The organism is Streptomyces sp. NPDC049970 (assembly GCF_040660235.1).
GTDB lineage: Bacteria > Actinomycetota > Actinomycetes > Streptomycetales > Streptomycetaceae > Streptomyces.
Map to the genome: position 1 here is coordinate 600,710 of NZ_JBFALP010000001.1, position 26,395 is coordinate 627,104.

Annotated in this window: 24 protein-coding genes, 1 pseudogene and 1 riboswitch; of the genes and pseudogenes, 20 read left to right on the forward strand and 5 right to left on the reverse strand. The window is 71.1% G+C overall.

The genetic code is table 11. From position 1 onward, the window contains the following. The first annotated feature begins 75 nt into the window (after positions 1-75). Positions 76-663, forward strand: a complete 588-nt coding sequence (locus AB0I83_RS02595) for a DUF308 domain-containing protein (RefSeq protein WP_356530297.1) — start codon at positions 76-78, stop codon at positions 661-663. A gap of 148 nt (positions 664-811) precedes the next feature. Next, entirely contained in the window at positions 812-1,267 is a 456-nt protein-coding gene (locus AB0I83_RS02600) for an ATP-binding protein (RefSeq protein WP_363303309.1), read from the forward strand. 24 nt (positions 1,268-1,291) lie between these two features. On the opposite strand, the gene idi is transcribed toward AB0I83_RS02600, so the two are convergent. The 4 genes and pseudogenes from idi to galE all read right to left on the reverse strand — a co-directional run bounded on the left by idi (position 1,292) and on the right by galE (position 4,480). Further along, on the reverse strand, positions 1,292-1,885 hold the full coding sequence (gene idi / locus AB0I83_RS02605) for an isopentenyl-diphosphate Delta-isomerase (RefSeq protein WP_356530293.1): 594 nt from the start codon (positions 1,883-1,885) through the stop codon (positions 1,292-1,294). Positions 1,886-2,037: 152 nt separating this feature from the next. Beyond that, positions 2,038-2,343, reverse strand: a pseudogene (locus tag AB0I83_RS02610) (GNAT family N-acetyltransferase); the annotation flags it as partial. A 14-nt stretch (positions 2,344-2,357) separates the two neighbouring features. Continuing rightward, positions 2,358-3,299 (reverse strand): cation diffusion facilitator family transporter, encoded by a 942-nt coding sequence (locus AB0I83_RS02615; protein ID WP_356530291.1) that lies wholly within the window; start codon positions 3,297-3,299, stop codon positions 2,358-2,360. Between the two features lie 185 nt (positions 3,300-3,484). Beyond that, complete coding sequence (galE, locus tag AB0I83_RS02620; RefSeq protein WP_363303310.1) at positions 3,485-4,480, reverse strand: UDP-glucose 4-epimerase GalE; 996 nt, start codon at positions 4,478-4,480, stop codon at positions 3,485-3,487. A 304-nt stretch (positions 4,481-4,784) separates the two neighbouring features. Here galE and AB0I83_RS02625 point away from each other — a divergent pair, with 304 nt between their 5' ends. From AB0I83_RS02625 to AB0I83_RS02710, 18 genes are all read left to right on the forward strand, one after another. Further along, positions 4,785-6,539, forward strand: coding sequence for a DUF5941 domain-containing protein (locus AB0I83_RS02625; protein ID WP_363303311.1), 1,755 nt, complete (start codon positions 4,785-4,787; stop codon positions 6,537-6,539). Further along, positions 6,536-7,273 carry a phosphocholine cytidylyltransferase family protein gene (locus tag AB0I83_RS02630; protein ID WP_356530286.1) on the forward strand — a complete coding sequence of 246 codons (738 nt, stop codon included), beginning with the start codon at positions 6,536-6,538 and terminating at the stop codon, positions 7,271-7,273. The genes AB0I83_RS02625 and AB0I83_RS02630 overlap by 4 nt, the downstream gene beginning before the upstream one ends. Continuing rightward, complete coding sequence (locus tag AB0I83_RS02635) at positions 7,261-8,322, forward strand: iron-containing alcohol dehydrogenase family protein (RefSeq protein ID WP_363303312.1); 1,062 nt, start codon at positions 7,261-7,263, stop codon at positions 8,320-8,322. Before AB0I83_RS02630 ends, AB0I83_RS02635 begins: the two co-directional genes overlap by 13 nt. Continuing rightward, positions 8,300-9,079 carry a CDP-alcohol phosphatidyltransferase family protein gene (locus AB0I83_RS02640; protein WP_356530282.1) on the forward strand — a complete coding sequence of 260 codons (780 nt, stop codon included), beginning with the start codon at positions 8,300-8,302 and terminating at the stop codon, positions 9,077-9,079. The genes AB0I83_RS02635 and AB0I83_RS02640 overlap by 23 nt, the downstream gene beginning before the upstream one ends. A gap of 8 nt (positions 9,080-9,087) precedes the next feature. Then, positions 9,088-9,960: a glycosyltransferase gene (locus AB0I83_RS02645; RefSeq protein WP_363303313.1), complete on the forward strand. Its 873-nt coding sequence runs from the start codon at positions 9,088-9,090 to the stop codon at positions 9,958-9,960. Between the two features lie 107 nt (positions 9,961-10,067). Further along, positions 10,068-10,997, forward strand: coding sequence for an ABC transporter permease (locus tag AB0I83_RS02650; protein WP_363303314.1), 930 nt, complete (start codon positions 10,068-10,070; stop codon positions 10,995-10,997). Next, on the forward strand, positions 10,990-11,775 hold the full coding sequence (locus AB0I83_RS02655) for an ABC transporter ATP-binding protein (protein ID WP_356530278.1): 786 nt from the start codon (positions 10,990-10,992) through the stop codon (positions 11,773-11,775). Before AB0I83_RS02650 ends, AB0I83_RS02655 begins: the two co-directional genes overlap by 8 nt. Before the next feature lie 417 nt (positions 11,776-12,192). Continuing rightward, on the forward strand, positions 12,193-13,110 hold the full coding sequence (hpnC, locus tag AB0I83_RS02660) for a squalene synthase HpnC (RefSeq protein WP_363303315.1): 918 nt from the start codon (positions 12,193-12,195) through the stop codon (positions 13,108-13,110). Positions 13,111-13,118: 8 nt separating this feature from the next. Beyond that, positions 13,119-14,060, forward strand: coding sequence for a presqualene diphosphate synthase HpnD (gene hpnD / locus AB0I83_RS02665; RefSeq protein WP_356530275.1), 942 nt, complete (start codon positions 13,119-13,121; stop codon positions 14,058-14,060). 94 nt (positions 14,061-14,154) lie between these two features. Beyond that, a complete protein-coding gene (hpnE, locus tag AB0I83_RS02670; RefSeq protein ID WP_363303316.1) occupies positions 14,155-15,543 on the forward strand; it encodes a hydroxysqualene dehydroxylase HpnE in 1,389 nt (462 codons plus the stop codon). Continuing rightward, positions 15,540-16,643 (forward strand): polyprenyl synthetase family protein, encoded by a 1,104-nt coding sequence (locus tag AB0I83_RS02675; protein WP_363303317.1) that lies wholly within the window; start codon positions 15,540-15,542, stop codon positions 16,641-16,643. Before hpnE ends, AB0I83_RS02675 begins: the two co-directional genes overlap by 4 nt. A 104-nt stretch (positions 16,644-16,747) precedes the next feature. Next, a complete protein-coding gene (gene shc, locus AB0I83_RS02680) occupies positions 16,748-18,760 on the forward strand; it encodes a squalene--hopene cyclase (protein ID WP_363303318.1) in 2,013 nt (670 codons plus the stop codon). A gap of 4 nt (positions 18,761-18,764) precedes the next feature. Beyond that, complete coding sequence (locus tag AB0I83_RS02685; RefSeq protein WP_356530269.1) at positions 18,765-19,418, forward strand: 1-hydroxy-2-methyl-2-butenyl 4-diphosphate reductase; 654 nt, start codon at positions 18,765-18,767, stop codon at positions 19,416-19,418. A gap of 6 nt (positions 19,419-19,424) precedes the next feature. Continuing rightward, entirely contained in the window at positions 19,425-20,444 is a 1,020-nt protein-coding gene (hpnH, locus tag AB0I83_RS02690; RefSeq protein WP_356530267.1) for an adenosyl-hopene transferase HpnH, read from the forward strand. Between the two features lie 269 nt (positions 20,445-20,713). Then, positions 20,714-22,624 carry a 1-deoxy-D-xylulose-5-phosphate synthase gene (gene dxs, locus AB0I83_RS02695; RefSeq protein WP_363303319.1) on the forward strand — a complete coding sequence of 637 codons (1,911 nt, stop codon included), beginning with the start codon at positions 20,714-20,716 and terminating at the stop codon, positions 22,622-22,624. After that, positions 22,621-24,015, forward strand: coding sequence for an aspartate aminotransferase family protein (locus tag AB0I83_RS02700; RefSeq protein ID WP_363303320.1), 1,395 nt, complete (start codon positions 22,621-22,623; stop codon positions 24,013-24,015). The genes dxs and AB0I83_RS02700 overlap by 4 nt, the downstream gene beginning before the upstream one ends. A 59-nt stretch (positions 24,016-24,074) precedes the next feature. Next, complete coding sequence (locus AB0I83_RS02705) at positions 24,075-24,692, forward strand: XRE family transcriptional regulator (protein ID WP_363303321.1); 618 nt, start codon at positions 24,075-24,077, stop codon at positions 24,690-24,692. Positions 24,693-24,780: 88 nt separating this feature from the next. Beyond that, positions 24,781-24,954 (forward strand): DUF6126 family protein, encoded by a 174-nt coding sequence (locus AB0I83_RS02710; RefSeq protein ID WP_356530262.1) that lies wholly within the window; start codon positions 24,781-24,783, stop codon positions 24,952-24,954. Positions 24,955-24,989: 35 nt separating this feature from the next. Here AB0I83_RS02710 and AB0I83_RS02715 read toward each other — a convergent pair whose 3' ends face one another. Beyond that, complete coding sequence (locus AB0I83_RS02715) at positions 24,990-25,823, reverse strand: tyrosine-protein phosphatase (RefSeq protein WP_356839920.1); 834 nt, start codon at positions 25,821-25,823, stop codon at positions 24,990-24,992. A gap of 411 nt (positions 25,824-26,234) precedes the next feature. Beyond that, a riboswitch (cyclic di-AMP (ydaO/yuaA leader) is annotated at positions 26,235-26,394 on the forward strand. Position 26,395 lies beyond the last annotated feature (1 nt).

Genomic DNA, 26,395 nt, shown 5'->3' on the forward strand with positions numbered 1-26,395 from the left:
GGATGCTATCCGTACCGCTCGAACCTATGATCAAGAAGGGGTCCAGAAGCGAGCACGCACCGTGAGGAGCTGTCGATGGCCGGACCCACGACCGAGGGCAGGAAGCTCGACCGGAGTTTCGCCGCGCTCGCCCTGCTGGGCGCGCTGCTGGCCGTCGCGGGGATCGTCGGCCTCGTCTACACGGGGGTGGCCACGCTCACCTCGATGATCCTCTTCGGCTGGCTGCTGCTCATCGGCGGTCTCGTCGGCCTGCTGCACGCCGTTCAGGCGCGCGGCACCCCGTACTTCTGGCTCGGCGTGGTGGTCGCCGCGCTGAACATCGCGGCCGGTGTCGTCGTCATCAGGAATCCCGTGGGCACGGCCGAGGCGCTGACGATGTTCGCCGCCCTGCTCTTCCTGACCGGGGGAGTGTTCCGACTGGTCGGCAGTGTCGTCGTACGGGGCCCGCAGTTCGGCTGGACCCTGCTCCAGGGGGCCTTCGGGCTCGTGCTGGGGGTGCTGGTGCTCGCCGACTGGCCGCACAGCAGCCTCTACGTGCTCGGCTGCTTCTTCTCACTGGCCCTGTTGTTCGACGGTCTGGGGCTGATCGCCATGGGGGTCGGCGGGCGACGCGTCGTCAGTATGGTGACGGAGCAGATGGCGCCCGAACACGGCGAGAAGTAGTCCAATCACCTGGCGTCGCCGTACTCAAGTGGTCAAATCGCATCCATAAGTGACCACTTGCGGACAGGCCTGCGGTCCGGACCATGCTGTTCCCGACACTCATTACTCGATGGTCAGTGAGATCCGAGTCGAGAGCGGGTGCCGGTCTATGGAGAGCCGTGGGAGTGTGCCGGCCCGTCCGGTGGCGTACGAGGGGGTGTGGCGCTTCACGGCCCCCGCCGTGGACGCCTCGGTTCCCCAGGCCAGGCACGCCGTACGGGACCTGCTGAAGCGGCAGGGCGTACCCGTCGAGGACGAGATCCTCCAGGGGCTGCTGCTGATCGTGTCGGAGCTCGTCACGAACGCGGTCCGGCACGCGGCTCTGCTCTCGCCCGAGCTCGCGGTCGAGGTGGCCGTCGGCGCGGAGTGGATCCGGGTGTCCGTCGAGGACAACCACCCCTACCGCCCCACGGCCCTGGTCACCGACTACGGGCAGACCGGCGGCCGGGGGCTGCTGCTGGTGCGGGAGACCACCGCCGAGGCGGGCGGCACCTGCGACGTGGAGCACACCGCCGGCGGCGGCAAGATCATCTGGGCGGCGCTGCCCCTCAAGACGCAGCTCTGACCGCCCCCGGCACCTCGAGCGGCTTCACCAGCCGGCGGACGGGCCCGTCAGCTCCCTGACCGCGGGCCGCGCGGCGTCCAGCACCGTCATGAACCAGGCCGAGAAGGGCACGGCCGCGTGCCGCTCCGCCAGTTCGCCGGCGGTCACGAAAGCCGTCTCGCCGACCTCCTCCGGGTCAGGACGCAGCTCCTCCTGCGCCAGCCCGACGAAGAGGTGGTTGAACTCCTGCTCGACGAGACCCGACACGGGGTCGGGGTGGTTGTAGCGGACCGTGCCCGCGGCGGCGAGCAGCGAGGGCGAGATCCCCAGCTCCTCGTACGTACGCCGCGCGGAGGCCGCGAAGGGCGCCTCTCCCGGGTACGGATGACCGCAGCAGGTGTTCGACCACACACCGGGGGAGTGGTACTTGCCGAGCGCGCGGCGCTGGAGCAGCAGCCGTCCCTGCTCGTCGAAGAGGAAGACGGAGAACGCCCGGTGCAGCTGACCGGGTGCCTGGTGGGCCGCGAGCTTCTCCGCGGTGCCGATGGTGGTGCCGTTCTCGTCGACCAGTTCGAGCATGATCGCGTCTGCTGTGCCGTTCGACGCGCTGTGCGTCGCGGTGGCTGGTGTGGTCGGCATACCCATCCTTCGCTTTGGTTCCCTGCCTCGTGCGCCGGGCCCCTCGAGTGCGGTCAAGTCTGCCGTACAAAAGCCGCTTGTCCGTGCTTCGGGGGCTGGCATGTCCGTCCCGCCGCCCCCTCCGGGGAGCGGCGGGACGGACGACCGGGTCGGACTCCGAAGGCCTCCGGGTAGTGGATCGTGCCCCTCGGGACCGGCACCGAATCGTCGGGCACCAGGGCGTTCACGGCCTCGTCGGGGACCTCGAAGCCCGGCGCGACGCCGAACCCCGGGGCCGGACGGAAGCCGAAGGCCGGGTGGTACCCGGGATGACCGTGTACCAGAACGAGTGACTCGCCCCGCAGCCGTGCCGCGTCCAGCACCGCGCGCACCACCGCGCGGCCGGCGCCCAGGGCGTCGACCGGATCGGCCTCGGCGGGGGTCGGGAACGCCGCCGCGACGACACCGTGCACCGCCTCATGGCCGCCGGGTGTCAGTGGCACAGACGCGCCTCGTGCTCCGCGTGCCCGCTGGGCTCCAGCTGGAAGGTGCAGTGCTCGACGTCGAAGTGATGACCGAGGCAGCCCTGGAGGTCGTGCAGCAGCTTCTCGTGCCCGATCGAGTCCAGCACCTCCTGGTGCACGACCACGTGCGCGGAGAGGACCGGCATCCCCGAGGTGATCGTCCAGGCGTGCAGGTCGTGGACGTCCAGCACGCCGGGCAGCGCCGTGATGTGCGCGCGTACCTCCCCCATGTCGACCCCCTTGGGCGCCGACTCCAGCAGTACGTCGAGGGTCTCCCGCAGGAGTTTCACCGTACGGGGGACGATCATCAGGCCGATCAGCAGCGAGGCGATGGGGTCGGCGGCCTGCCAGCCGGTCGCCATGATGATGCCGGCCGCCACGAGCACGGTCACCGAGCCGAGGGTGTCGGCGACAACCTCCAGGTAGGCGCCGCGCACGTTGAGGCTGTCCCGCTGCCCCCGCATCAGCAGGGACAGCGAGACCACGTTGGCGACCAGGCCGACGGCGGCGAACACGATGGCCAGACCGCCGCGGGTCTCCGCGGGGGTGATGAAGCGGTCGACTGCCTCGAAGACCAGGTAACCGCCCACGCCCAGCAGCAGCAGGCAGTTGGCCAGGGCCGCCAGGATCTCGGCGCGGGCGAAGCCGAAGGTCCGGTTGGGCCCGGCGGGCCGGTTGGCGAAGTGGATGGCCAGCAGGGCCATTCCCAGGCCCAGGGCGTCGGTCGCCATGTGGGCCGCGTCCGCGATCAGGGCGAGGGAGTCCGCGAGCAGCCCGCCGACGATCTCCATGACCATGACGCCGAGCGTGATGCCCAGGGCCACCCGGAGCCTTCCCCGGTACGCGGCGGCGGCCGTGCCCGTGGGGGGCGCCCCTCCGTGCGTGTGCCCGTGGTCGTGGCCTGCCCCCATGAGAACGCCTCCGTACACGCGTCGTGTCCTGCGGACAGCTCGGACGCACCTCGCCCGACGCGGCCAGTGAACTACGGGGGAGGGGTACGGGGCAACACGGCACTGAACACCGTTGTCATGTGCTCTGACCTGCGGAAACGTTTGCAGGTCAGAGCGCCGTCACGGTGTCGGCCGACCGTACGCCGTCACTTCGCGACGCGCGCCTCGGGATGGCTGAGGCACCAGCCCTCCCAGGCCGACTCCACCATCTCGCGCAGCCCTCGCCGGGCCGTCCAGCCCAGTTCCTCGGTCATCCGGGCGGCCGACGCGACCGCCGTGGCCGCGTCCCCGGGCCTGCGCGCCTCGACCACCGGCTTCCTGGGCATCCCCGTGACCTCACCCACCAGCTCGGCCAGCCGGAGCACCGAGACGCCCTCGCCCCGGCCGATGTTCACGGTGAGGTCCCCGGCGTCCGCGCCGGTCGCGTTCAGATCCAGCTTCCTGGTGACCGCGAGATGCGCCTCGGCCAGATCGGCGACGTGGATGTAGTCGCGCACACAGGTACCGTCCGGCGTCGGGTAGTCGTCACCGAAGATCCGCGGTGCCTCGCCCCGGGTCAGCCGGTCGAAGAACATCGGCACGACGTTGTGGACACCGGTGTCCGAGAGTTCCGGCTCCGCGGCGCCCGCCACGTTGAAGTACCGCAGGCAGGCCGTCGAGATGCCGTGCGCCCGCCCGGTGGCCCGGACCAGCCACTCGCCGACGAGCTTGGTCTCGCCGTACGGGTTGATCGGAGCGCACGGGGTGTCCTCGGTGATGAGGTCGGTGTCCGGGACGCCGTACACCGCCGCCGACGACGAGAAGAGGAAGCGCCTGACGCCCGCCGCGACCACTGCCTCCAGCAGTACGGAGAGACCCGTCACGTTCTCCCGGTAGTAGAGCAGGGGCTTCTCCACGGACTCGCCGACCTGCTTCTTGGCCGCGAGATGCACGACCCCGGTGACCGCGTGCTCCGCCAGTACACGGTCGAGCACCTCGCGATCGGACGCCGAGCCGCGCACCAGCGGGACGTCCTCGGGCAGCCTGGCACCGATGCCCGTCGAGATGTCGTCGAGGACGACGACCCGCTCCCCGGCCGCCCTCATGGCCTTCGCCACGTGTGCCCCGATGTAACCCGCTCCGCCTGTGATCAACCACGTCATGGGTGTCAGCTTATGCGCTGTACGGACGCGGTTTGTGGGGCGAGGCGTTGATCGACGATGATGATCGCGAACGCTGCCGCATGATGGCCGGTTCGCCCGAACGGAGCAGAAACGGGCGGTGAACTCGGCCTTCCGTTCATCCGATAGCCTCAGCCGACGTGCCGCCGGCCCACCTCCGGGCCGCACTGTCGCGCGCCGTCCCGCCAGCGCCAAGGAGTGAGTTCGTCTGTCGACCGCCATCCTCACCGGTACGCCGGTACCCGGATCGTCGCTCGAGGACGATCTGAGGTCACTCGGCTTCGAGGTGACTGCCGCCGCCGACGCCTCCGAGGCCGCCGAGCTGCTCGCCGCAGTACCCGCCAGCAGACGCGTCGCGCTCGTGGACACCCGCTTCGTCGGCCACGTCCACGCCCTGAGGCTCGGACTCACCGACCCCCGGTTCGCCGTCGCCGCGGTCCCCGGAGCGCTCACCGCGCTGCCCGAGGCACGCGCCGCACTGCTCCGTGCCCTCGGCCGGCCCGTGGCCGCCGTCGGCGCGGGGAGCCCCGTCGCGCCCGGAGCCTCGGAGACCGGCCCCGACGACCGCACGCTCCCGGGCGCGCTCGCCGCGGCGCTGGACGCCGAGGGCACCGAGGTGAAGCGCCCTGAGCTCGGCTCGCTCACCGCCGCGGTGCCCACCACCTCCGAGGAACGGCACGCCGCCCGGGCCGCGGTGGCCTCCGTCGACGACGAGGCCGTACGGCTGCGCAGCGCGGTGAAGGCGCACGACGGCTTCTTCACCACGTTCTGCGTCAGCCCCTACTCCCGCTACATCGCGCGCTGGTGCGCCCGCCGGGGACTCACTCCGAACCAGGTCACCACCGCCTCGCTGATCACCGCGCTGATCGCGGCCGGCAGCGCGGCGACCGGCACCCGAGGCGGATACGTCGCGGCCGGGGTGCTCCTGCTCCTCTCCTTCGTCCTGGACTGCACCGACGGGCAGCTGGCCCGGTACTCGCTCCAGTACTCGACGATGGGCGCCTGGCTGGACGCCACCTTCGACCGGGCCAAGGAGTACGCGTACTACGCGGGCCTCGCCCTCGGCGCGGCCCGCGGCGGCGACGACGTATGGGTGCTCGCGCTCGGCGCGATGGTGCTGCAGGCCTGCCGCCACGTCGTGGACTTCTCGTTCAACGAGGCCAACCACGACGCGGTGTCCAACACCAGCCCGACCGCCGCGCTCTCCGACAAGCTGGACAGCGTCGGCTGGACGGTCTGGCTGCGCCGGATGATAGTGCTGCCCATCGGTGAACGATGGGCCATGATCGCCGTGCTGACCGCCGTGACCACGCCCCGGATCGTGTTCTACGCCCTGCTCGTCGGCTGCGCCCTGGCCGCCTGCTACACCACGGCAGGCCGGCTCCTGCGCTCGCTGACCCGCAAGGCGCAGCGCACCGACCGCGCCGCCGGGGCACTGGCAGACCTCGCCGACTCGGGGCCGCTCGCCCAGGGCGTCGCCGCGGTGCTCCGCCGCCCGCGCGGCGGCTTCACGGCGCCGCTGCTCGCGTTCGCCGGAGCGCTGGCGATGGTCGCCGCAGCACTGTTCGCGCCGTACGGCGGGCTGCTGACCGTGGGCGCCGCACTGGTCTACGCACTCCTCTCGGGCCTCGCGGTCTCGCGGCCGCTCAAGGGGGCGCTCGACTGGCTCGTCCCGCCGGTCTTCCGTGCCGCCGAGTACTGCACGGTCCTCGCGCTGGCCGCCCGCAGCGACGTACCGCACGCCGTTCCCGCGGCATTCGGCCTGGTTTCGGCCGTCGCCTACCATCACTACGACACGGTGTACCGCATTCGGGGCGGCACCGGCGCACCGCCCCGGTGGCTGGTGCGCACCGTCGGCGGACACGAGGGCCGGACCCTGGTCGTGGCCGTACTCGCCGCCGTACTGACCACCGGTTCAGGTTTCACCACGGCTCTCACCGCGCTCGCGGCCGCCGTGGCCCTGGTGGTCCTCGTGGAGTCCATCCGCTTCTGGGTGTCCTCCTCGGCCCCCGCCGTACACGACGAAGGAGAACTCGCATGATCGGCCTCGTACTGGCTGCCGGTGCCGGACGCCGTCTGCGTCCCTACACGGACACCCTGCCCAAGGCCCTGGTGCCCGTGGACGGTGAGAAGACGGTCCTCGACCTGACGCTGGCCAACTTCGCCGCGGTCGGACTCACCGAGGTCGCGGTCGTCGTCGGCTACCGCAAGGAGGCCGTCTACGCCCGCAAGGCCGAGTTCGAGGCGACGTACGGCGTGAAGCTGACGCTGATCGACAACGACAAGGCCGAGGAGTGGAACAACGCCTACTCCCTGTGGTGCGCCCGTGAGGTCCTGAAACAGGGCGTCATCCTCGCCAACGGCGACACCGTGCACCCCGTGTCCGTCGAGAGGACCCTGCTGGACGCCCGCGGCGAGGGCCGGAGGATCATCCTCGCCCTCGACACGGTGAAGCACCTCGCCGACGAGGAGATGAAGGTCATCACGGACGGTGAGAAGGGCGTGAGCCGGATCACCAAGCTGATGGACCCGGCCACCGCGACCGGCGAGTACATCGGCGTGACGCTCATCGAGCCCGAGGCCGCCGAGGAGCTCGCCGACGCGCTGAAGGCGACCTTCGAGCGCGACCCCGACCTCTACTACGAGGACGGCTACCAGGAGCTCGTCGACCGCGGCTTCACCGTGGACGTGGCCCCCATCGGCGAGGTGACCTGGGTCGAGATCGACAACCACGACGACCTCGCCCGCGGCAGGGAGATCGCGTGCCTGTACTGACCCGCCTCATCCCGTCCCCCGTCGTCGTCGACATCCGGCGCGGCGCCATGGACGATCTGGCCGGTCTCCTCGCCGACCAGCGGATCTCCGCGTCGGGCAAGCTCGCCATCGCGATCAGCGAGGGGTCGGGGCGCGCCCTGCGCGAGCGGCTCGCCCCGGTGCTGCCGGGAGCCGACTGGTACCCGGTCGCCGACGGCACGATCGACTCCGCGGTGCGGCTCGCCGACGGCATCAAGGGCACCCGCTACGACGCCTTGGTCGGCCTCGGCGGCGGGAAGATCATCGACGTGGCGAAGTACGCCGCGGCGCGGGTCGGCGTCCCCATGGTCGCCGTCGCGACGAACCTGTCCCACGACGGGCTCTGCTCCCCGGTCGCGACCCTGGACAACGACAACGGGCGCGGCTCCTACGGCGTCCCCACCCCGATCGCCGTGGTCATCGACCTCGACGTGATCCGCGAGGCCCCCGCGCGTTACGTGCGCTCGGGCATCGGCGACGCGGTCTCCAACATCTCCTGCGTCGCCGACTGGGAGCTCGCCCACGAGATCCAGGGCGAGGAGATCGACGGGCTCGCGGCAGCCATGGCCAGGCAGGCGGGCGAGGCGGTGCTGCGCCACCCCGGCGGGGTCGGCGACGACGCCTTCCTCAAGGTGCTGGCCGAGGGCCTCGTCCTGACGGGCATCTCGATGTCGGTCGCCGGGGACTCCCGGCCCGCGTCGGGCGGCTGCCACGAGATCAACCACGCCTTCGACCTGCTGTACCCGAAGCGGGCCGCCAGCCACGGCGAGCAGGTCGGCCTCGGCGCCTGCTTCGCGATGCACCTGCGGGGCGCCCGCGACGAGTCGCGTCACATGGCGTCCGTCCTGCGGCGCCACGGGCTGCCCGTGCTGCCGCAGGAGATCGGATTCACCCCCGACGAGTTCGTGCGGGCCGTCGAGTACGCCCCGCAGACGCGGCCGGGACGCTTCACGATCCTGGAACACCTCAACCTGTCCACCGACCAGATCAGGGACGCGTACGCCGACTATGCAAAAGCCATCCATAGCTGAACTCCGCCCCGTCGTTCACCCCCCGGGTGTGAAGGACCGGCGCAGCGGCGAGCACTGGGCTGGTCGGCTCTACATGCGTGAGATCTCGCTGCGCATCGACCGGCACCTGGTGAACACCAAGGTCACGCCGAACCAGCTGACCTACGTGATGACCGTCGCCGGCGTGCTCGCGGCGCCCGCCCTCCTGGTCCCCGGCATCCCCGGGGCCCTGCTCGGCGTGCTCGCGGTACAGCTCTACCTGCTGTTCGACTGCGTCGACGGCGAAGTGGCCCGCTGGAAGAAGCAGTTCTCGCTGGGCGGGGTCTATCTGGACCGGGTGGCCGCCTACCTGTGCGACGCGGCGGTGCTGGTCGGCTTCGGCCTGCGCGCCGCCGACCTGTGGGGCCCTGGACGTGTCGACTGGCTGTGGGCCTTCCTGGGCACGCTCGCCGCGCTCGGCGCCATCCTGATCAAGGCCGAGACCGACCTCGTCGGGGTCGCCCGCCACCAAGGCGGGCTGCCGCCCGTCAAGGAGTCCGCGTCCGAGCCGCGCTCCTCCGGTATGGCGTTCGCGCGACGGGCGGCAGGCGCGCTCAAGTTCCACCGGCTGATCCTCGGCATCGAGGCGTCGCTGGTCATCCTGGTCGTCGCCGTGATCGACACGGTCAGGGACGACCTCTTCTTCAGCCGGCTCGCGGTCGCGGTCATGGCCGGTATCGCCCTGCTCCAGACAGTCCTGCACCTGGTGTCGATCCTGGCGTCCAGCAGGCTGAAGTGAGCTCCCCCATGAAACTCGGCGCCGTCATCATCACCATGGGCAACCGCCCGGACGAGCTGCGTGCCCTCCTCGACTCGGTCGCCGGGCAGGACGGCGACCGGATCGAGGTGGTTGTCGTCGGGAACGGCGCCGCGGTCCCCGACCTACCCCCGGGTGTGCGGACCGTGGAACTGCCCGAGAACCTCGGCATCCCGGGCGGCCGTAACGTCGGCATCGAGGCGTTCGGCCCGTCCGGAGCCGATGTGGACGCCCTGCTCTTCCTCGACGACGACGGGCACCTGCCGAACACCGACACCGCCGAGCTCTGCCGGCAGGCGTTCGAGGCGGACCCGAAGCTCGGCATCATCACCTTCCGGATCGCGGACCCGGACACCGGCGTCACGCAGCGGCGCCACGTGCCACGGCTGCGTGCCTCCGACCCGATGCGCTCGTCCCGCGTCACGACGTTCCTCGGCGGCGCGAACGCCGTACGCAGCCAGGTGATCGCCGAGGCGGGTCCGCTCCCCGGCGAGTTCTTCTACGCGCACGAGGAGACCGACCTGGCCTGGCGGGCCCTGGACGCCGGCTGGATGATCGACTACCGCGCCGACATGGTGCTGAACCACCCCACCACCGCCCCGTCGCGGCACGCGGTCTACCACCGCATGGTGGCCCGCAACCGCGTCTGGCTGGCCCGCCGGAACCTGCCCGCTCCGCTGGTCCCCGTCTACGTGGGGGTCTGGCTGCTGCTCACCCTGCTGCGCAGGCCCTCGCTCCCCGCCCTGAGGGCATGGTTCGGTGGCTTCCGGGAAGGCTGGACCCAGCCCTGCGGGCCCCGGCGTCCCATGAGGTGGCGTACGGTGTGGCGGCTGACCAGACTGGGCCGGCCGCCGGTGATCTGAGAGGCTCTCCTCTGAGAACATGAGCCGTATTCATCCGTACGGGGACCCTGTCCGCCCTGGCCGCGCCCGCGACCGGCTGCGCATCGTGAAGACGAGAGTTCTTAACTGTGAGTGACACGACCCACGACGGCGGGATTGCGCTGAGCAGTCCGCCGTCCGCCGATACGGGACTGAGCGCGTCCCAGCTGGCCGACAAGTACGGCCTGACGGTGAGCGGTGCCCGGCCCGGGCTGTTCGCGTACATCCGGCAGCTCTGGGGCCGTCGCCATTTCATCCTGGCGTTCTCGCGGGCCAAGCTGACCGCGCAGTACAGCCAGGCCAAGCTCGGCCAGCTGTGGCAGGTGGCCACACCGCTGCTGAACGCCCTGGTCTACTTCCTGATCTTCGGGCTGATCCTCGGCACGCGGAAGGGGATGAGCCAGGAGGTGTTCATCCCCTTCCTCGTGACGGGGGTGTTCGTCTTCACCTTCACACAGAGCTCGGTCATGGCGGGGGTGCGCTCCATCGCGGGCAACCTCGGCCTGGTGCGGGCCCTGCACTTCCCACGGGCCTCGCTGCCCATCTCCTTCTCCCTGCAACAGCTCCAGCAGCTGATGTACTCGATGATCGTCCTGCTGCTCGTGGCGGTCGGCTTCGGCAGCTATCCCTCGCTCTCCTGGCTGCTGGTCGTCCCGGCGCTCGCCATGCAGTTCTTCTTCAACACCGGCCTGGCGCTGATCATGGCCCGGCTGGGCAGCAAGACCCCCGACCTCGCGCAGCTGATGCCGTTCATCATGCGGACCTGGATGTACGCGTCGGGTGTGATGTTCTCCATCCCCGTGATGCTCGCGGACAAGCCGCCGTGGATCGCCGACGTACTGCAGTACAACCCGGCGGCCATCTACATGGACCTCGTCCGCTTCGCGCTGATCGACGGATACGGCTCCGACAACCTGCCGCAGCACGTCTGGGTGGTAGGGCTCGCCTGGTCGCTCCTGGTGGGCGTCGTGGGCTTCGTGTACTTCTGGAAGGCAGAGGAACGGTACGGCCGTGGCTGAGGAATCGTCCCAGGGACACATCCCCACCGTGATCGCGGACGACGTGCACATCGTCTACCGGGTCAACGGCACGGGCGGCGGCAAGGGCAGCGCCACCGCCGCCCTCAGCCGGATGATGCGCCGTGGCAAGGGGGAGCCGCGCGGTGTGCGCAAGGTGCACGCGGTGCGGGGTGTCTCCTTCACCGCCTACCGTGGCCAGGCCATCGGCCTGATCGGCACCAACGGCTCCGGCAAGTCCACCCTGCTCCGGGCCATCGCCGGCCTGCTGCCGACCGAGCACGGCAAGGTGTACACGGACGGCCAGCCGTCACTGCTCGGCGTCAACGCGGCCCTGATGAGCGACCTGACCGGCGAGCGCAACGTCGTCCTCGGCGGTCTCGCGATGGGGATGAGCCGCGAGGAGATCCGCACGCGCTACCAGGACATCGTCGACTTCTCCGGCATCAACGAGAAGGGCGACTTCATCACGCTCCCGATGCGGACGTACTCCTCCGGCATGGCGGCGCGGCTGCGCTTCTCGATCGCCGCCGCCAAGAACCACGACGTCCTCATGATCGACGAGGCGCTCGCCACCGGTGACCGCAAGTTCCGGGTGCGCTCCGAGGAGCGGATCCGCGAACTGCGCAAGGAGGCCGGCACCGTCTTCCTGGTCAGCCACAACAACAAGACGATCAGGGACACCTGCGACCGGGTGCTGTGGCTGGAGAAGGGCGAGCTCCTGATGGACGGCCCGACCGAAGACGTGCTCAAGGCCTACGAGCGGGAGACCGGCAAGTAGCCGATGCTTCCGCGTGGCCCCCGCCCGAGCACCACGGCGGGGGCCACCACCCTGTGCGGCCCCCGCAAGAGCCGTGGGCGGTCCAGGGGTTGTCTCCTACCGGCGGATGACGTCAATCGCGTTGTGTCCGGGGAACGTTGGTGGTGGGCGGAGTGTTGTACCAGGGGCGCGCTGCACCCCGGCGCGGCCCTGTGAGCTGTACAACGTAAGCTGTACCGGTGCTGATTCGCGGCAGTCTGCGGTGATACGCAACCCCGGCACAGCGCCCGTTGCGCGTACGTCGCACTCGGGAAGCCTGGCGGCGTGTCCGAAAAGGGATGTTTTGGGTCAGCAGTGTAGAACGGGAGATGTGACGGCAATGATGGAAGATCTCCAGCTCCGACGTGGTTTCGCCGTCCCCGCGTCGGGTGACACGCGGTGACCCGTACCCAGCGGGCGCGCACCGACGCCGCCGTGACCGGCACGCTCGACAAGGCCGCGGACGAGAACTTCCCCGTCGCCCCCTTCTTCCTGCCGCGCGCCTGGCGCGACGACCTGATGGCCGTCTACGGATTCGCCCGCCTCGTCGACGACATCGGTGACGGCGATCTGGCACCCGGCGGCGCGGACGCCCGTCACCTCGGCCTCGAACCCGGGCAGGGCGATGACAGGCTCGCCCTGCTGGACGCACTCGAAGCCGATCTGCACCGCGTCTTCGCGAGCACAGGCGACCCGCGCCACCCCCTGATGCGCGCCCTGCGCCCCACCGTGCGGCGCTGCGCCCTCACCCCCGAGCCCTTCCTCGGGCTCGTCGAGGCCAACCGGCAGGACCAGAAGGTCCGCCGCTACGGCACCTACGGTGAGCTGCTCGCCTACTGCGAGCTCTCCGCCAACCCGGTCGGCCGGCTCGTCCTGCAGATCACCGGCACCGCGAGCCCCGAACGCATCCGTCGCTCCGACGCCGTCTGCACCGCGCTGCAGATCGCCGAGCACCTCCAGGACGTCGCCGAGGACCTCGGCCGCGACCGGATCTACCTGCCCGCCGAAGACATGGCCCGCTTCCACGTCGGGGAGGCCGACCTGGCCGCGCCGTCCGCGGGCGCGGCGGTACGCACCCTGGTCGCCTTCGAGGCCGAACGCGCCGGGCACCTGCTCGACGAGGGCATCCCGCTGGTGGGCAGCGTGCACGGCCGCCTCGGACTGCTGCTCGCCGGCTTCGTCGGCGGAGGGCGGGCCGCCCTCGGCGCCGTCAGGGCCGCCGGTTTCGACGTACTGCCCGGACCGCCCAGACCCACCGCGCCGAGACTGCTGCGCGAAGTGGGAGCCGTCCTGCGAAGAGCGCACAGAGAGAGGTGACCCGAACCGTGGAGGGACAGACGACGTACATGTCGGCACCGGTACAGGCCGCGTACAGCTACTGCGAGGCCGTCACCGGACAGCAGGCCCGTAATTTCGCGTACGGCATCAGACTGCTGCCGTACGAGAAGCGGCAGGCCATGTCGGCGCTGTACGCCTTCTCCCGTCGGGTCGACGACATCGGCGACGGCGAGCTGGATCCGGCGACCAAGCGCACCCGGCTGGAAGGCACCCGGGAGCTGCTCGACCGGATCCGGGACAAGGCGGTCGACGAGGACGACACCGACCCGGTCGCGGTCGCGCTCGCCGACGCCGCACGGCGCTTCCCGCTGCCGCTCGGCGGCCTCGACGAACTCATCGACGGCGTGCTGATGGACGTACGCGGGGCGACCTACGAGACCTGGGACGACCTCAGGACCTACTGCCGGTGCGTCGCGGGTGCCATCGGGCGCCTCAGCCTGGGCGTCTTCGGTACGGAGACGGGCGCACCCGGCGCCGAGCGTGCCGCGGAGTACGCCGACACCCTCGGTCTCGCGCTCCAGCTCACCAACATCCTGCGCGACGTCCGCGAGGACGCGGGCAACGGGCGCACCTACCTGCCCGCCGACGACCTCGCCAAGTTCGGCTGCTCCGCCGGATTCCACCGGGCCACCCCGCCGCCCGGGTCGGACTTCGCGGGACTGGTGCACTTCGAGGTCCGGCGCGCCCGGGCGCTCTTCGCCGAGGGGTACCGGCTGCTGCCGATGCTGGACCGGCGCAGCGGCGCCTGCGTGGCGGCCATGGCCGGCATCTACCGCCGGCTCCTCGACCGGATCGAGCGCGACCCCGAGGCCGTCCTGCGCGGCAGGGTCTCGCTGCCCGGCCACGAGAAGGCGTACGTCGCGGTCCGCGGCCTGTCCGGTCTCGACGCGCGGTACATCTCGCGCCGGACGGCCAGGGGGCGGGTCTGATGGCACGCCCGACGCGATCCGCCCGCGCCTGGCGGGCAACCTTCCCGCGTCCCGGCGCGTCCCTCACCGGGACGACCCGGCGAAGGGGGCAGCCATGACGCACCGGAGCGCCCGCTCCTCCCGCGCCGTCGTCGTCGGCGGAGGGCTCGCGGGGGTCACCGCCGCGCTGCGTCTCGCCGACGCCGGGCTCGACGTCACCCTGCTCGAAGGCCGCCCCCGGCTCGGCGGGCTCGCCTTCTCCTTCCGCCGGGGCGACCTCTCGGTCGACAACGGCCAGCACGTGTACCTGCGTTGCTGCACGGGCTACCGCTGGTTCCTGGACCGGATCGAGGGCTCCCACCTCGCCCCGCTGCAGGACCGCCTCGACGTACCCGTGCTCGACGTGGGCCGACCGGCCGGTCCGAGGCTCGGACGGCTGCGCCGCACCGCCCTGCCCGTGCCGCTGCACCTCGCCGGCGGACTCGCCGCCTACCCGCACCTCTCGCTCACCGAGAAGGCGGGCGTCGCCAGGGCGGCGCTCGCGCTGGGCCGGCTCGACCCCGCCGACCCGGCGCTCGACGGCATCGACTTCGCCACCTGGCTGCACCGTCACGGACAGTCGCCGCGCACCGTCGAGGCCCTCTGGGACCTCGTCGGCGTCGCCACGCTCAACGCCACGGCACCGAACGCCTCCATGGCCCTGGCCGCCACGGTCTTCAAGACCGGGCTGCTCTCCGACCCCGGCGCCGCCGACATCGGCTGGGCCGCCGTGCCGCTCGGGGACCTCCACGACACCCTCGCCCGCAAGGCACTCGAATCCGCGGGCGTGGGCATCCACGTGCGTACCCGGGTGTCGTCGCTGACCCGCACCGAGGACGGCCGCTGGTCCGTCGGGACCGACGGCGAGCGGATCGACGCGGACACCGTCGTGCTCGCCGTGCCGCAGGGCGAGACCCACCGGCTGCTGCCCGACGGGGCCCTCGGCGACCCCGACCGGCTGCTCGGCCTCGCCGACGCGCCGATCCTGAACGTGCACGTCGTCTACGACCGCAAGGTGCTGCGCAGACCGTTCTTCGCCGCGCTCGGCTCACCCGTGCAGTGGGTCTTCGACCGCACCGGGTCCTCCGGTCTCCAGGGCGGCGGCCAGTACGTCGCGGTGTCGCAGTCCGCCGCCGGGGACGAAATCGACCTGCCCGTCGCCGAGCTGCGCAGGCGGTACCTGCCCGAGCTCGAGAGACTTCTGCCGGCCGCGCGCGGAGCCGGTGTCCAGGACTTCTTCGTCACCAGGGAACGCAACGCGACCTTCGCACCCGCGCCCGGGGTGGGCCGCCTGAGACCGGGCACACGAACGCGTGCCCCCGGGCTCTTCCTGGCGGGGGCATGGACCGCCACCGGCTGGCCCGCCACGATGGAGGGTGCCGTCCGCAGCGGGTTCGGTGCCGCGCACGGTGCGCTCCAGGCCCTGGGCCGGCCCCACGAACACCCGCTGCAGGAGGCGGCATGAGCAGTACCACCGGAACAAGAGGAGAGTCTGTGACCCCGGCGAATCCGGCTTACGACACCGTGGCGGACACCACGGACGTCACCGCGCTTCTGGAGCGCGGAAGGGCCCTGTCAGCGCCGGTGCTGCGAGCTGCCGTGGACCGGCTGGCGCCGCCCATGGGCACCGTCGCGGCCTACCACTTCGGCTGGATCGACGCCCAGGGCCGGCCCGCCGACGGCGACGGCGGCAAGGCCGTGCGCCCCGCGCTGGCACTGTTGTCCGCGGAAGCGGCGGGTGCCCCGGCCGAGGTCGGTGTCCCCGGCGCGGTGGCCGTCGAGCTCGTGCACAACTTCTCGCTGCTGCACGACGACCTGATGGACGGCGACGAGCAGCGCCGCCACCGGGACACCGTGTGGAAGGTGCACGGCCCGGCCCAGGCGATCCTCGTCGGCGACGCGCTCTTCGCGCTGGCCAACGAGGTCCTGCTGGAGCTCGGCACCGTCGAGGCCGGCCGCGCCACCCGCCGGCTGACCACGGCCAGCCGCAAGCTGATCGACGGTCAGGCCCAGGACATCGCCTACGAGCACCGCGAGCGGGTCACCGTCGAGGAGTGCCTGGAGATGGAGGGCAACAAGACGGGCGCCCTGCTGGCCTGCGCGGTGTCCATCGGTGCGGTGCTCGGCGGGGCCGACGACCGTACCGCCGACACCCTCGAGGCGTACGGATACCACCTCGGCCTGGCCTTCCAGGCGGTCGACGACCTGCTCGGCATCTGGGGCGACCCGGAGTCCACGGGCAAGCAGACGTGGAGTGATCTGCGTCAGCGCAAGAAGTCGCTTCCCGTCGTGGCGGCCCTCGCCGCGGGCGGAGCGGCGTCCGAGCGGCTGGCCGCGCTGCTCGCTGCGGACGCCAGGAGCACCGACTTCGACAGCTTCTCCGAAGAGGAGTTCGCCGCCCGCGCGGCACTCATCGAGGAGGCGGGCGGTCGCGAGTGGACCGCAGAGGAAGCGCGTCGTCAGCACGCCGTGGCCATCGAGGCGCTGCACGGTGTCGACATGCCGGAACGGGTGCGGGAGCAGCTCACCGCGCTCGCCGACTTCGTTGTCGTACGAAAGAGATGATGACCATCCAGATATGACTCGCAGTCGCCGGCGGGCGCCCGAAGTGGGCGCCCGCCGACGGCACCCCCAGCACAGCAGATGACCAACTGCACGAAGGGGAAGCCATGACAGCGACGACCGACGGAAGCACCGGGGCCGCGAACCTCCGAGCAGCCCCGGCAGGCCATCCGACCGAACCGACCATCGCCGCGGACGACACGCTCGACGTCGCGCGGCGGGCCGCGGAGCGCTCGGTGGAGCACCTCCTCGGCAGGCAGGACGAGCAGGGCTGGTGGAAGGGGGACCTCGCCACCAACGTCACCATGGACGCCGAGGATCTGCTGCTCCGTCAGTTCCTCGGGATCCAGGACCCCGACACCGTGCAGGCGGCCGCCCGTTTCATCCGGGGCGAGCAGCTCGGTGACGGCACCTGGAACACCTTCTACGAGGGACCGCCGGACCTCTCGGCCACCATCGAGGCGTACGTCGCCCTCAGGCTGGCCGGCGACCGGCCCGACGACCCCCACATGATCCGCGCCGCGGGCTGGGTGCGGGAGCAGGGCGGCATCGCGGAGTCCCGGGTCTTCACCCGGATCTGGCTCGCCCTCTTCGGCTGGTGGAAGTGGGACGATCTGCCGGAACTCCCACCCGAGTTGATGTTCTTCCCGAAGTGGGTCCCGCTCAACATCTACGACTTCGGCTGCTGGGCCCGCCAGACCATCGTGCCGCTCACCATCGTGTCCGCGACGCGGCCGGTGCGGCCCGCCCCGTTCGCGCTGGACGAGCTGCACACGGATCCCGCCAGCCCCAACCCGCCCAAGCCCACCGCTCCGGCGGTCAGTTGGGACGGGATCTTCCAGAGACTCGACAAGGCGCTGCACCTCTACCACAGGGTCGCCCCGCGCAGGCTGCGGCGCCTGGCCATGAACGCCGCGGCGCGCTGGATCATCGAACGCCAGGAGAACGACGGGTGCTGGGGCGGCATCCAGCCCCCCGCCGTGTACTCCGTCATCGCCCTGCACCTGCTGGGCTACGACCTGGACCACCCGGTGATGAGGGCGGGCCTAGCCTCGCTCGACAGGTTCACCGTCTGGCGCGAGGACGGGGCCCGGATGATCGAGGCCTGCCAGTCGCCGGTCTGGGACACCTGCCTCGCCACCATCGCGCTCGCCGACGCCGGGGTGAGCCCCGACCATCCGGCGCTCGTGCGGGCAGCCGACTGGATGCTCGGCGAGGAGATCGTGCGCCCGGGCGACTGGTCGGTGCGCAGACCCCAACTCCCCCCGGGCGGATGGGCGTTCGAGTTCCACAACGACAACTACCCGGACATCGACGACACCGCCGAAGTCGTCCTCGCGCTGCGCCGGGTCCGTCATCCCGATCAGGCCAGGGTCGAGGCGGCCATCGAGCGGGGGGTCCGCTGGAACCTGGGTATGCAGTCCCACAACGGTGGCTGGGGCGCCTTCGACGCCGACAACACCAGTCCCTTCCCCAACCGGTTGCCGTTCTGCGACTTCGGCGAGGTCATCGACCCGCCGTCCGCCGACGTCACCGGGCACGTGGTGGAGATGCTCGCAGTCGAGGGCCACGCGAGCGACAACCGGACCCGCCGGGGCGTCGACTGGCTCCTCGCCGAACAGGAGCCGAGCGGTGCGTGGTTCGGCCGCTGGGGCGTCAACTACATCTACGGGACGGGCTCGGTGGTGCCCGCGCTGATCGCGGCCGGACTGCCCGCGGCGCACCCCTCGGTGCGACGGGCCGTCGAGTGGGTGAGATCCGTCCAGAACGACGACGGGGGCTGGGGCGAGGACCTGCGCTCCTACCGCGAGGAGAAGTGGATCGGCCACGGCAGCTCGACCGCCTCGCAGACCGCCTGGGCGCTCCTCGCGCTCCTGTCCGCCGGCGAGCGGGAGAGCAGATCCGTGGAGCGAGGCGTCGAATGGCTGGCCGGGACCCAGCAGGCCGACGGGTCCTGGGACGAGCCGCACTTCACCGGCACGGGCTTCCCGTGGGACTTCTCCATCAACTACCACCTCTACCGGCAGGTCTTCCCCCTCACCGCACTCGGCCGGTACGTCTACGGCGATCCCTTCGCCACCGCCTCCGGTATCGGCGCCGGCACCGGTAGGGGGGCCTGACCCGATGGGTGGTGCACAGGAACCGCCCGGTCCCGCCACGCCGCTGCTGATCGCCTGCGCGCTCGGTATCGAACGCCTCGCGCTGCGCACCGGCAGGAGGGGAGGCGCCCCCGGACCGGTCAGCGTCATCAGCACCGGAATGGGCGCCCGGGCGGCCGAGAGCGCGGTCCGGGCCGCTCTGGGGCGGGACGGCGCCGGAGGTACGGCCGTCATCGCCTCCGGATTCTGTGCCGGGCTCGCCCCCGGCATGCACCCGGGGGACCTCGTGGTGGCGGAGGAGACCAGGGACGCCGCCGGTACGACGGCCTGCGTGGCACCGGGACTGCTGGTCGACGCGCTGACCAGGGCGGTGCCGGGCCGGGCCGTCCACACCGGCCCGCTGGCCGGCTCCGCACACGTCGTGCGGGGCCCCGAGCGGGCCGAGCTCCTGGCCACCGGCGCCATCGCGGTGGACATGGAGTCCGCCGCCACGCTCCGCACCGCCGTACGCACCGGACCACGCCCGGTTGCGGCCGTACGGGTGGTCGTGGACGCTCCGGAGCATGAGCTCGTCCGTATCGGCACGGTCCGCGGTGGAATATCGGCATTCCGCGTTCTTCGTGTTGTCCTTCCGGCTTTTTATGAATGGCACCGATCTTTGCTGCTCCCCAGGAGGTGAGCCCAGATGGCCATGCCGCTCCGTCAGTCCATCAAGGTTGCGACGTATCTCTTCGAACAGAAGCTCCGCAGGCGGGAGAAGTTCCCGCTGATCGTCGAGCTGGAGCCCTTGTTCGCCTGCAATCTGGCGTGTGAGGGCTGCGGGAAGATCCAGCACCCGGCCGGAGTGCTCAAGCAGCGCATGCCCGTCGCGCAGGCGGTGGGGGCGGTGCTCGAATCCGGGGCCCCGATGGTGTCCATCGCCGGCGGAGAGCCGCTGATGCACCCGCAGATCGACGAGATCGTCCGACAGCTGGTGGCGAAGAAGAAGTACGTCTTCCTCTGCACCAACGCCATGCTGATGCGCAAGAAGCTCGACAAGTTCACCCCGTCGCCCTACTTCGCCTTCGCGGTGCACATCGACGGGCTGCGCGAGCGGCACGACGAGTCCGTCGCGAAGGAGGGCGTCTTCGACGAGGCGGTGGCGGCGATGAAGGAGGCCAAGAGCCGCGGCTTCCGGGTGACGACCAACTCCACGTTCTTCAACACGGACACCCCGCAGACGATCATCGAGGTCCTCAACTTCCTCAACGACGACCTCAAGGTGGACGAGATGATGATCTCGCCCGCCTACGCCTACGAGAAGGCACCGGACCAGGAGCACTTCCTCGGCGTCGAGCAGACCCGGGAGCTCTTCAAGAAGACCTTCGCGGGCGGCAACCGCCGGCGCTGGAGGCTCAACCACTCCCCGCTCTTCCTCGACTTCCTGGAGGGCAAGGCGGACTTCGACTGCACGGCCTGGGCGATCCCCAACTACTCCCTCTTCGGCTGGCAGCGGCCCTGCTACCTGATGAGCGACGGGTACGTGCCCACCTACCGCGAGCTCATCGAGGAGACCGACTGGGAGAAGTACGGCCGCGGCAAGGACCCGCGCTGTGCCAACTGCATGGCGCACTGCGGCTACGAACCCACGGCGGTGCTCGCCACCATGGGCTCGCTCAAGGAGTCCCTCCGAGCGGCGCGGGAGACCATCGGCGGGAACCGCTGACGCCATGGCCCACGGAGGACCGGTAGCACCGGCCCTCCCCGGCCCGCCGGCCCGACCGCTCGCGGTGTGCCGCCCCTCGCGGCGCGCCCGGGTCGGGCCGGCGGAGGTCGGCGCGGGCGCACCGGTGCGGGTGCGGCCGACGACCACGGCCCCGGTGTCGTACACCGGGGCGAGCGCGGGTCCGCAGGGCGGGGCGGACGCGGGAATCCCGCCGGAGCCCCGCCCGCGACCGTGAGCCGACAACAGGACCGACGAGAGGGGGCCCGGTTGTGACGATGCTGGAATCCATCAAGGGACCGCAGGACCTGAAGGCGCTGAGCCGACCGGAACTCGGCGAACTCGCCGAGGACATCAGGACGTTCCTCATCCGCGCGGTGGCGAGGACGGGTGGTCACCTCGGCCCCAGTCTCGGAGTGGTCGAACTCTCCGTCGCCCTGCACCGTGTCTTCGACTCGCCCGTGGACCGCATCCTGTGGGACACCGGGCACCAGAGCTACGTGCACAAACTGCTGACGGGGCGACAGGACTTCTCGAAACTGCGCGGCAAGGGCGGCCTCTCCGGCTACCCCTCCCGCGAGGAGTCCGAGCACGACGTCATCGAGAACTCCCACGCCTCCACCGTGCTCGGATGGGCCGACGGCCTCGCCAAGGCCAACGAGGTGCTGGGCAGCCCGCACCACGTCGTGGCGGTCATCGGCGACGGGGCACTCACCGGCGGCATGGCCTGGGAGGCGCTCAACAACATCGCCGCGGCCAGGGACCGCCCCCTGATCATCGTGGTGAACGACAACGCGCGTTCGTACGCCCCGACCATCGGCGGTCTCGCGAGCCATCTCGCCACCCTGCGCACCACCGACGGCTACGAGCGCTTCCTGTCCTGGGGCAAGGGCGTGCTCCAGCAGACGCCGGTCATCGGGCCGCCGCTGTACGGATCGCTGCACGGCGCGAAGAAGGGTTTCAAGGACACCTTCGCGCCACAGGGCATGTTCGAGGACCTGGGACTCAAGTACGTCGGACCGGTCGACGGACACGACACCGCGGCGGTCGAGGCAGCCCTCGACCGGGCGAAGCGATTCCACGGCCCGGTGCTCGTGCACTGCATCACCGAGAAGGGCCGGGGCTATCCACCCGCGCTCGCGGACGACGCCGACCGCTTCCACACCGTCGGCAGGATGGACCCGCTGACCTGCGAACCGCTCGTCGTACCCGCGGCACCCTCCTGGACCTCGGTGTTCGGCGACGAGATCGCACGGATCGGGGCCGCCCGCAGGGACGTCGTGGCGATCACCGCGGCGATGCTGCGCCCCGTCGGCCTGACCAGGTTCGCCGAGGAGTTCCCCGACCGGATCTGGGACGTCGGCATCGCGGAGCAGCACGCTGCGGTGTCGGCCGCGGGCCTCGCCACCGGCGGTCTGCACCCGGTCGTCGCCGTGTACGCCACCTTCCTCAACCGGGCGTTCGACCAACTGCTGATGGACGTCGCCCTGCACCGGTGCGGAGTGACGTTCGTCCTGGACAGAGCCGGCGTCACCGGTGTCGACGGCCCCTCCCACAACGGCGTGTGGGACATGTCCGTGCTCCAGGTCGTGCCCGGGCTCCGCATCGCCGCGCCGCGCGACGCCGACCGGCTTCGCGAGGAGCTTCGCGAGGCTGTCGACGTCGACGACGCACCGACCGTGGTCCGGTTCCCCAAGGAAGCGGTGGGTGAGCCGGTCCCGGCGGTCGGGCGGATCGGCGGTATGGACGTCCTGCACCGGACCGCGGACCCCGACGTCCTGCTGGTCGCCGTCGGGGTGCTCGCCGGGATCTGCCTGGCCGCCGCCGACCTGCTCGCCGGGTCCGGAGTCCGCTGCACGGTCGTCGACCCCCGCTGGGTCAAACCGGTCGACGCGCAGTTGCCGGCGCTCGCCGCGCAGCACGCGCTCGTCGCGGTGGTCGAGGACAACAGCCGGGCGGGCGGCGTCGGTTCGGCGGTCGGGCAGGCGCTCAGGGACGCCGGCGTCGACGTACCGCTGCGCACGTTCGGAGTTCCCGAGCGGTTCCTCGCACACGCCGGGCGCGCCGAGGTGCTCGCCGACACCGGGCTGACCCCGGTGGAGATCGCGGGACGCATCGGCGCTGCGCTGGAACGCCGAAGGGCAGTCGGAAGGCGGGACATGCCGAAGGAGAGCGGCGCATGAAGTACGAACGGCCGGGCTTCGACCTGGCGCGGCTCCTTGCGGAGCGCGGCGCCGAAAGGTACGACCTGCACACCCGGCACCTCAACCACCAGCTGCCGAGGATGCTGCGCACCATCGGCTTCGACAAGGTCTACGAACGGGCCGAGGGCGCGTACTTCTGGGACGCCGAGGGCAACGACTACCTCGACATGCTCGCCGGGTTCGGGGTGATGGGGCTGGGCCGGCACCACCCCGTCGTACGCAAGGCGCTCCACGACGTCCTGGACGCCGGGCTCGCGGACCTCACGCGGTTCGACTGCCAGCCGCTGCCCGGCCTGCTGGCCGAGAGGCTGCTGGCGCACAGCCCGCACCTGGACCGGGTCTTCTTCGGCAGCAGCGGTACGGAGGCGGTCGAGACCGCGCTGAAGTTCGCCAGGTACGCCACCGGCAAGCCGCGGATCCTCTACTGCGGCCACGCCTTCCACGGGCTGACGACCGGATCGCTCTCGGTCAACGGCGAGGAGGGGTTCCGGGACGGGTTCGCGCCGCTGCTGCCCGACACCGCCATCGAGCTCGGCGACCTCGACGCCCTGCGGCGCGAGCTGAAGCGCGGGGACGTGGCCGCACTCATCGTGGAACCGATCCAGGGCAAGGGCGTCCACGCCTCACCGCCCGGGTTCCTCCGGGAGGCGCAGGAACTGCTGCACCGGCACAAGGCCCTGCTCATCGCCGACGAGGTGCAGACCGGGCTGGGCAGGACCGGTGACTTCTACGCCTACCAGCACGAGGAGGGGGTCGAACCGGACCTGCTCTGCGTCGCCAAGGCGCTGTCCGGCGGGTACGTCCCGGTCGGAGCGACCCTCGGCAAGGACTGGATCTTCAAGCGCGTCTACTCCTCCATGGACCGGGTCCTCGTCCACTCCGCGAGCTTCGGGTCCAACGCGCAGGCCATGGCGGCCGGCCTCGCCGTCCTCTCGGTGATGGAGCAGGAGGAGACCGTCGCGAACGCCCGCCGCACCGGCGATCTGCTGCGCGAGCGGCTCGCCGGGCTGGTCGGCCGCTACGAGTTGCTGCACGAGGTGCGAGGCCGGGGGCTGATGATCGGCATCGAGTTCGGCCGGCCGTCCTCGCTCAGGCTGCGCAGCCGCTGGACGATGCTGCAAGCGGCCCGCAAGGGGCTCTTCGCCCAGATGGTGGTCGTACCGCTGCTGCAGAAGCACCGCATCCTCACCCAGGTCTCCGGCGACCACCTGGAGGTGATCAAACTGATTCCCCCGCTGGTCGTCGGAGAGCCGGAGGTGGAGCGCTTCGTGGCCGCCTTCACCGCCGTGATGGACGACGCGCACAGCGGCAGCGGACTGATGTGGGACTTCGGCAGGACGCTGGTGAAACAGGCCGTCGCCAACCGCTGACACTTTGCCTCTGAGGCAATAAATTTGCCTCAGAGGCAGGATCCTGGCCCAATGGAGGTATGAATCCTCCTGACGGAGGGGCGGCCGACGAGCTCCCGGGAGTCGCGCCGCGCCTGCGAGAGCTGCGCCGCGACCGCGGACTGACGCTGGAGAGCGCCGCCGGGCGTGCCGGACTCTCCCCGGCCCACCTCTCCAGGCTCGAGACGGGCCGGCGTCAGCCCTCGCTGCCGATGCTGCTCGGCCTGGCCCGCGTCTACGGTACGACGGTCTCCGAGCTCCTGGGCGAGATGCCCCCCGAACGTGACGCGATCGTCCGGGGCGGACCGGCCGAAGGCCCGCCCGACGACGGGGCCGACGGCTGGATCTACCGGCAGGCGGGCGGTTCGGGACGCGCCATGCAGGCACTGCGCGTCCGCGTCCCCCACGGCACCGAGGGGGATCTCGTGCGCGTCCACCCCGGGGAGGAATGGCTCTACCTCCTCGACGGCCGGCTCAGGGTCGTGCTGGGGGAGACCGTGCACGATCTCGGTCCGGGCGACAGCGCGCACTTCGACTCGCTCACCCCGCACCGGATCGCGGCCCTCGACCGCGGTGGGGCGAGCCTGCTCTTCGTCCACACGCTGCTGCAGAGCCCGCCCGCCGAGCTGTGCCTGGGCGGCGCGGTCCGGCGGCTCTGATCGCGCGCGCCTCGATCGGCGCACCCTTGTTCCCACCCGGGCCCTAGCGTTCCCACCCCGGCCCGAGCGGCCGGAAGAGAGGACTGTCATGTCCGATTCGGAGTACTACGACCCGCTCACCCCGCGACGAGCCGAGGGCGCCGACACCCAGGAGCGGCGGATGCCGCGCGGCCTGGTGATCCGGCTCGTCGCCTACCTGGTGGCCGGACACGTCGTCGCGGCCTTCCTCTACATCCTGTTCAACGTGGCCGGCAAGGGCTGACCGCCACCGCTACGGTTTCCCGGACGGCGGGCCGTTCACGGACGCCGAGCGTCCTCGACGAGTCGCTCGCGCAGTTTCTCGCGGGTCTCGTCGCTGACCTTCAGCCCTTCCCGGAGGTAGCGCTCGGTGCTGCCCCAGGTCTCCTCGATGGCCGCGAACGCCGCGGCCAGGTATTCGCGGTGGGCCCCGAAGAGCGGATTGAGCAGCTCCATCACCTCGTCGGACATCCCCGCCGACGAGGTGTCGCTGCGGCGCACCTTGTAGCGGCGATGAGCGTCGTTCGACTTGAGGTAGTCGGCCTCGACAGCGTCCTTCTCGACCCCGACCGCCAGCAGTGACACCGCCACCGAGAGGCCGGCCCGGTCCTTGCCCGCCGCACAGTGCATCAGCGCCGGCACGCTGTCCTCGGCCAGGGCGTGCAGTACGCGGCTGTGCTCGGCCGTGCGGTCCTTGATCATCGTGCGGTACGACAGGACCATGCGCTCCGTGCCCTTGCCGTCGGCCAGGATCGAGCGCAGCTGCTGGATGTCGCCGTCGCGCACCAGCCGCCAGAACTCCGCGCCGTCAGCCGGGTCGGAGAGCGGAATGCTGACATTCCGGACGCCGGGCAGCTCCACGTCGTACCCGTCGAGCTTGTGGTCGGCCGCGTTGCGGAAGTCGAAGACCGTGTGCAGTCCGAGCCCGGCGAGGAAGGCGGTGTCGGCCTCGGTGGCGTGGGCGAGGTGGCCGCTGCGGTAGAGGCGTCCGAAGCGCACGGTGCGTCCGTCGACCGTCGGGAGCCCGCCGACGTCGCGGAAGTTGCGGACACCGGTCAGGTCGACGTCCGTCGGCTCGGGGCCGGCCGGCGGGACCTCTGGCAGCTGCGTCACAAGGGCTCCTGGAGTGTCTGGCGTCGGCGCCGCTCGCCGACGGGGGCACGCTCGCGACGATACGACATGGCCGCGTCGGCTCACGGCCCCGGGCGCTGCGGTGTCCCCCCGCCGGGCCGACGACCGCAACATGTCCGTATTAATGCATTTAGCAGAACATGCCCTGCTTGTGCGGGAGATGAGGGGAGGGGGGTGAGCGAGGTCATATCCGTGACGGTGTGTGGCGAGGGTGCTCGTGGGTATTCCGGACGCCCTGCGGAAAGCCAAGATCCGTAATCCACGGAGTGTGACGGGAATTGCGCGACGGAATTGAGGTGTCGATTCCGGTTCGCATTCCGAGGCTTGTTCCCGGAGTCCCGGCTCGCTTACGGTCACGGTCAATCCGGACGGAACGCCTAATCCTGCCGCCGCCCGGAATCCGCACCGACTCACGTGTGGCAGGAGCGGGGGAACCAGGTAAGCCGCCGACCGGAGCCATCCGGAACGGCTCGGGGTCAAGACGCGCCACCGCGCGGCCGGGCATCTCCAGTCCGAACCCGACAGCTCACCTCGTAGGCGCCGGAGAGGAATTC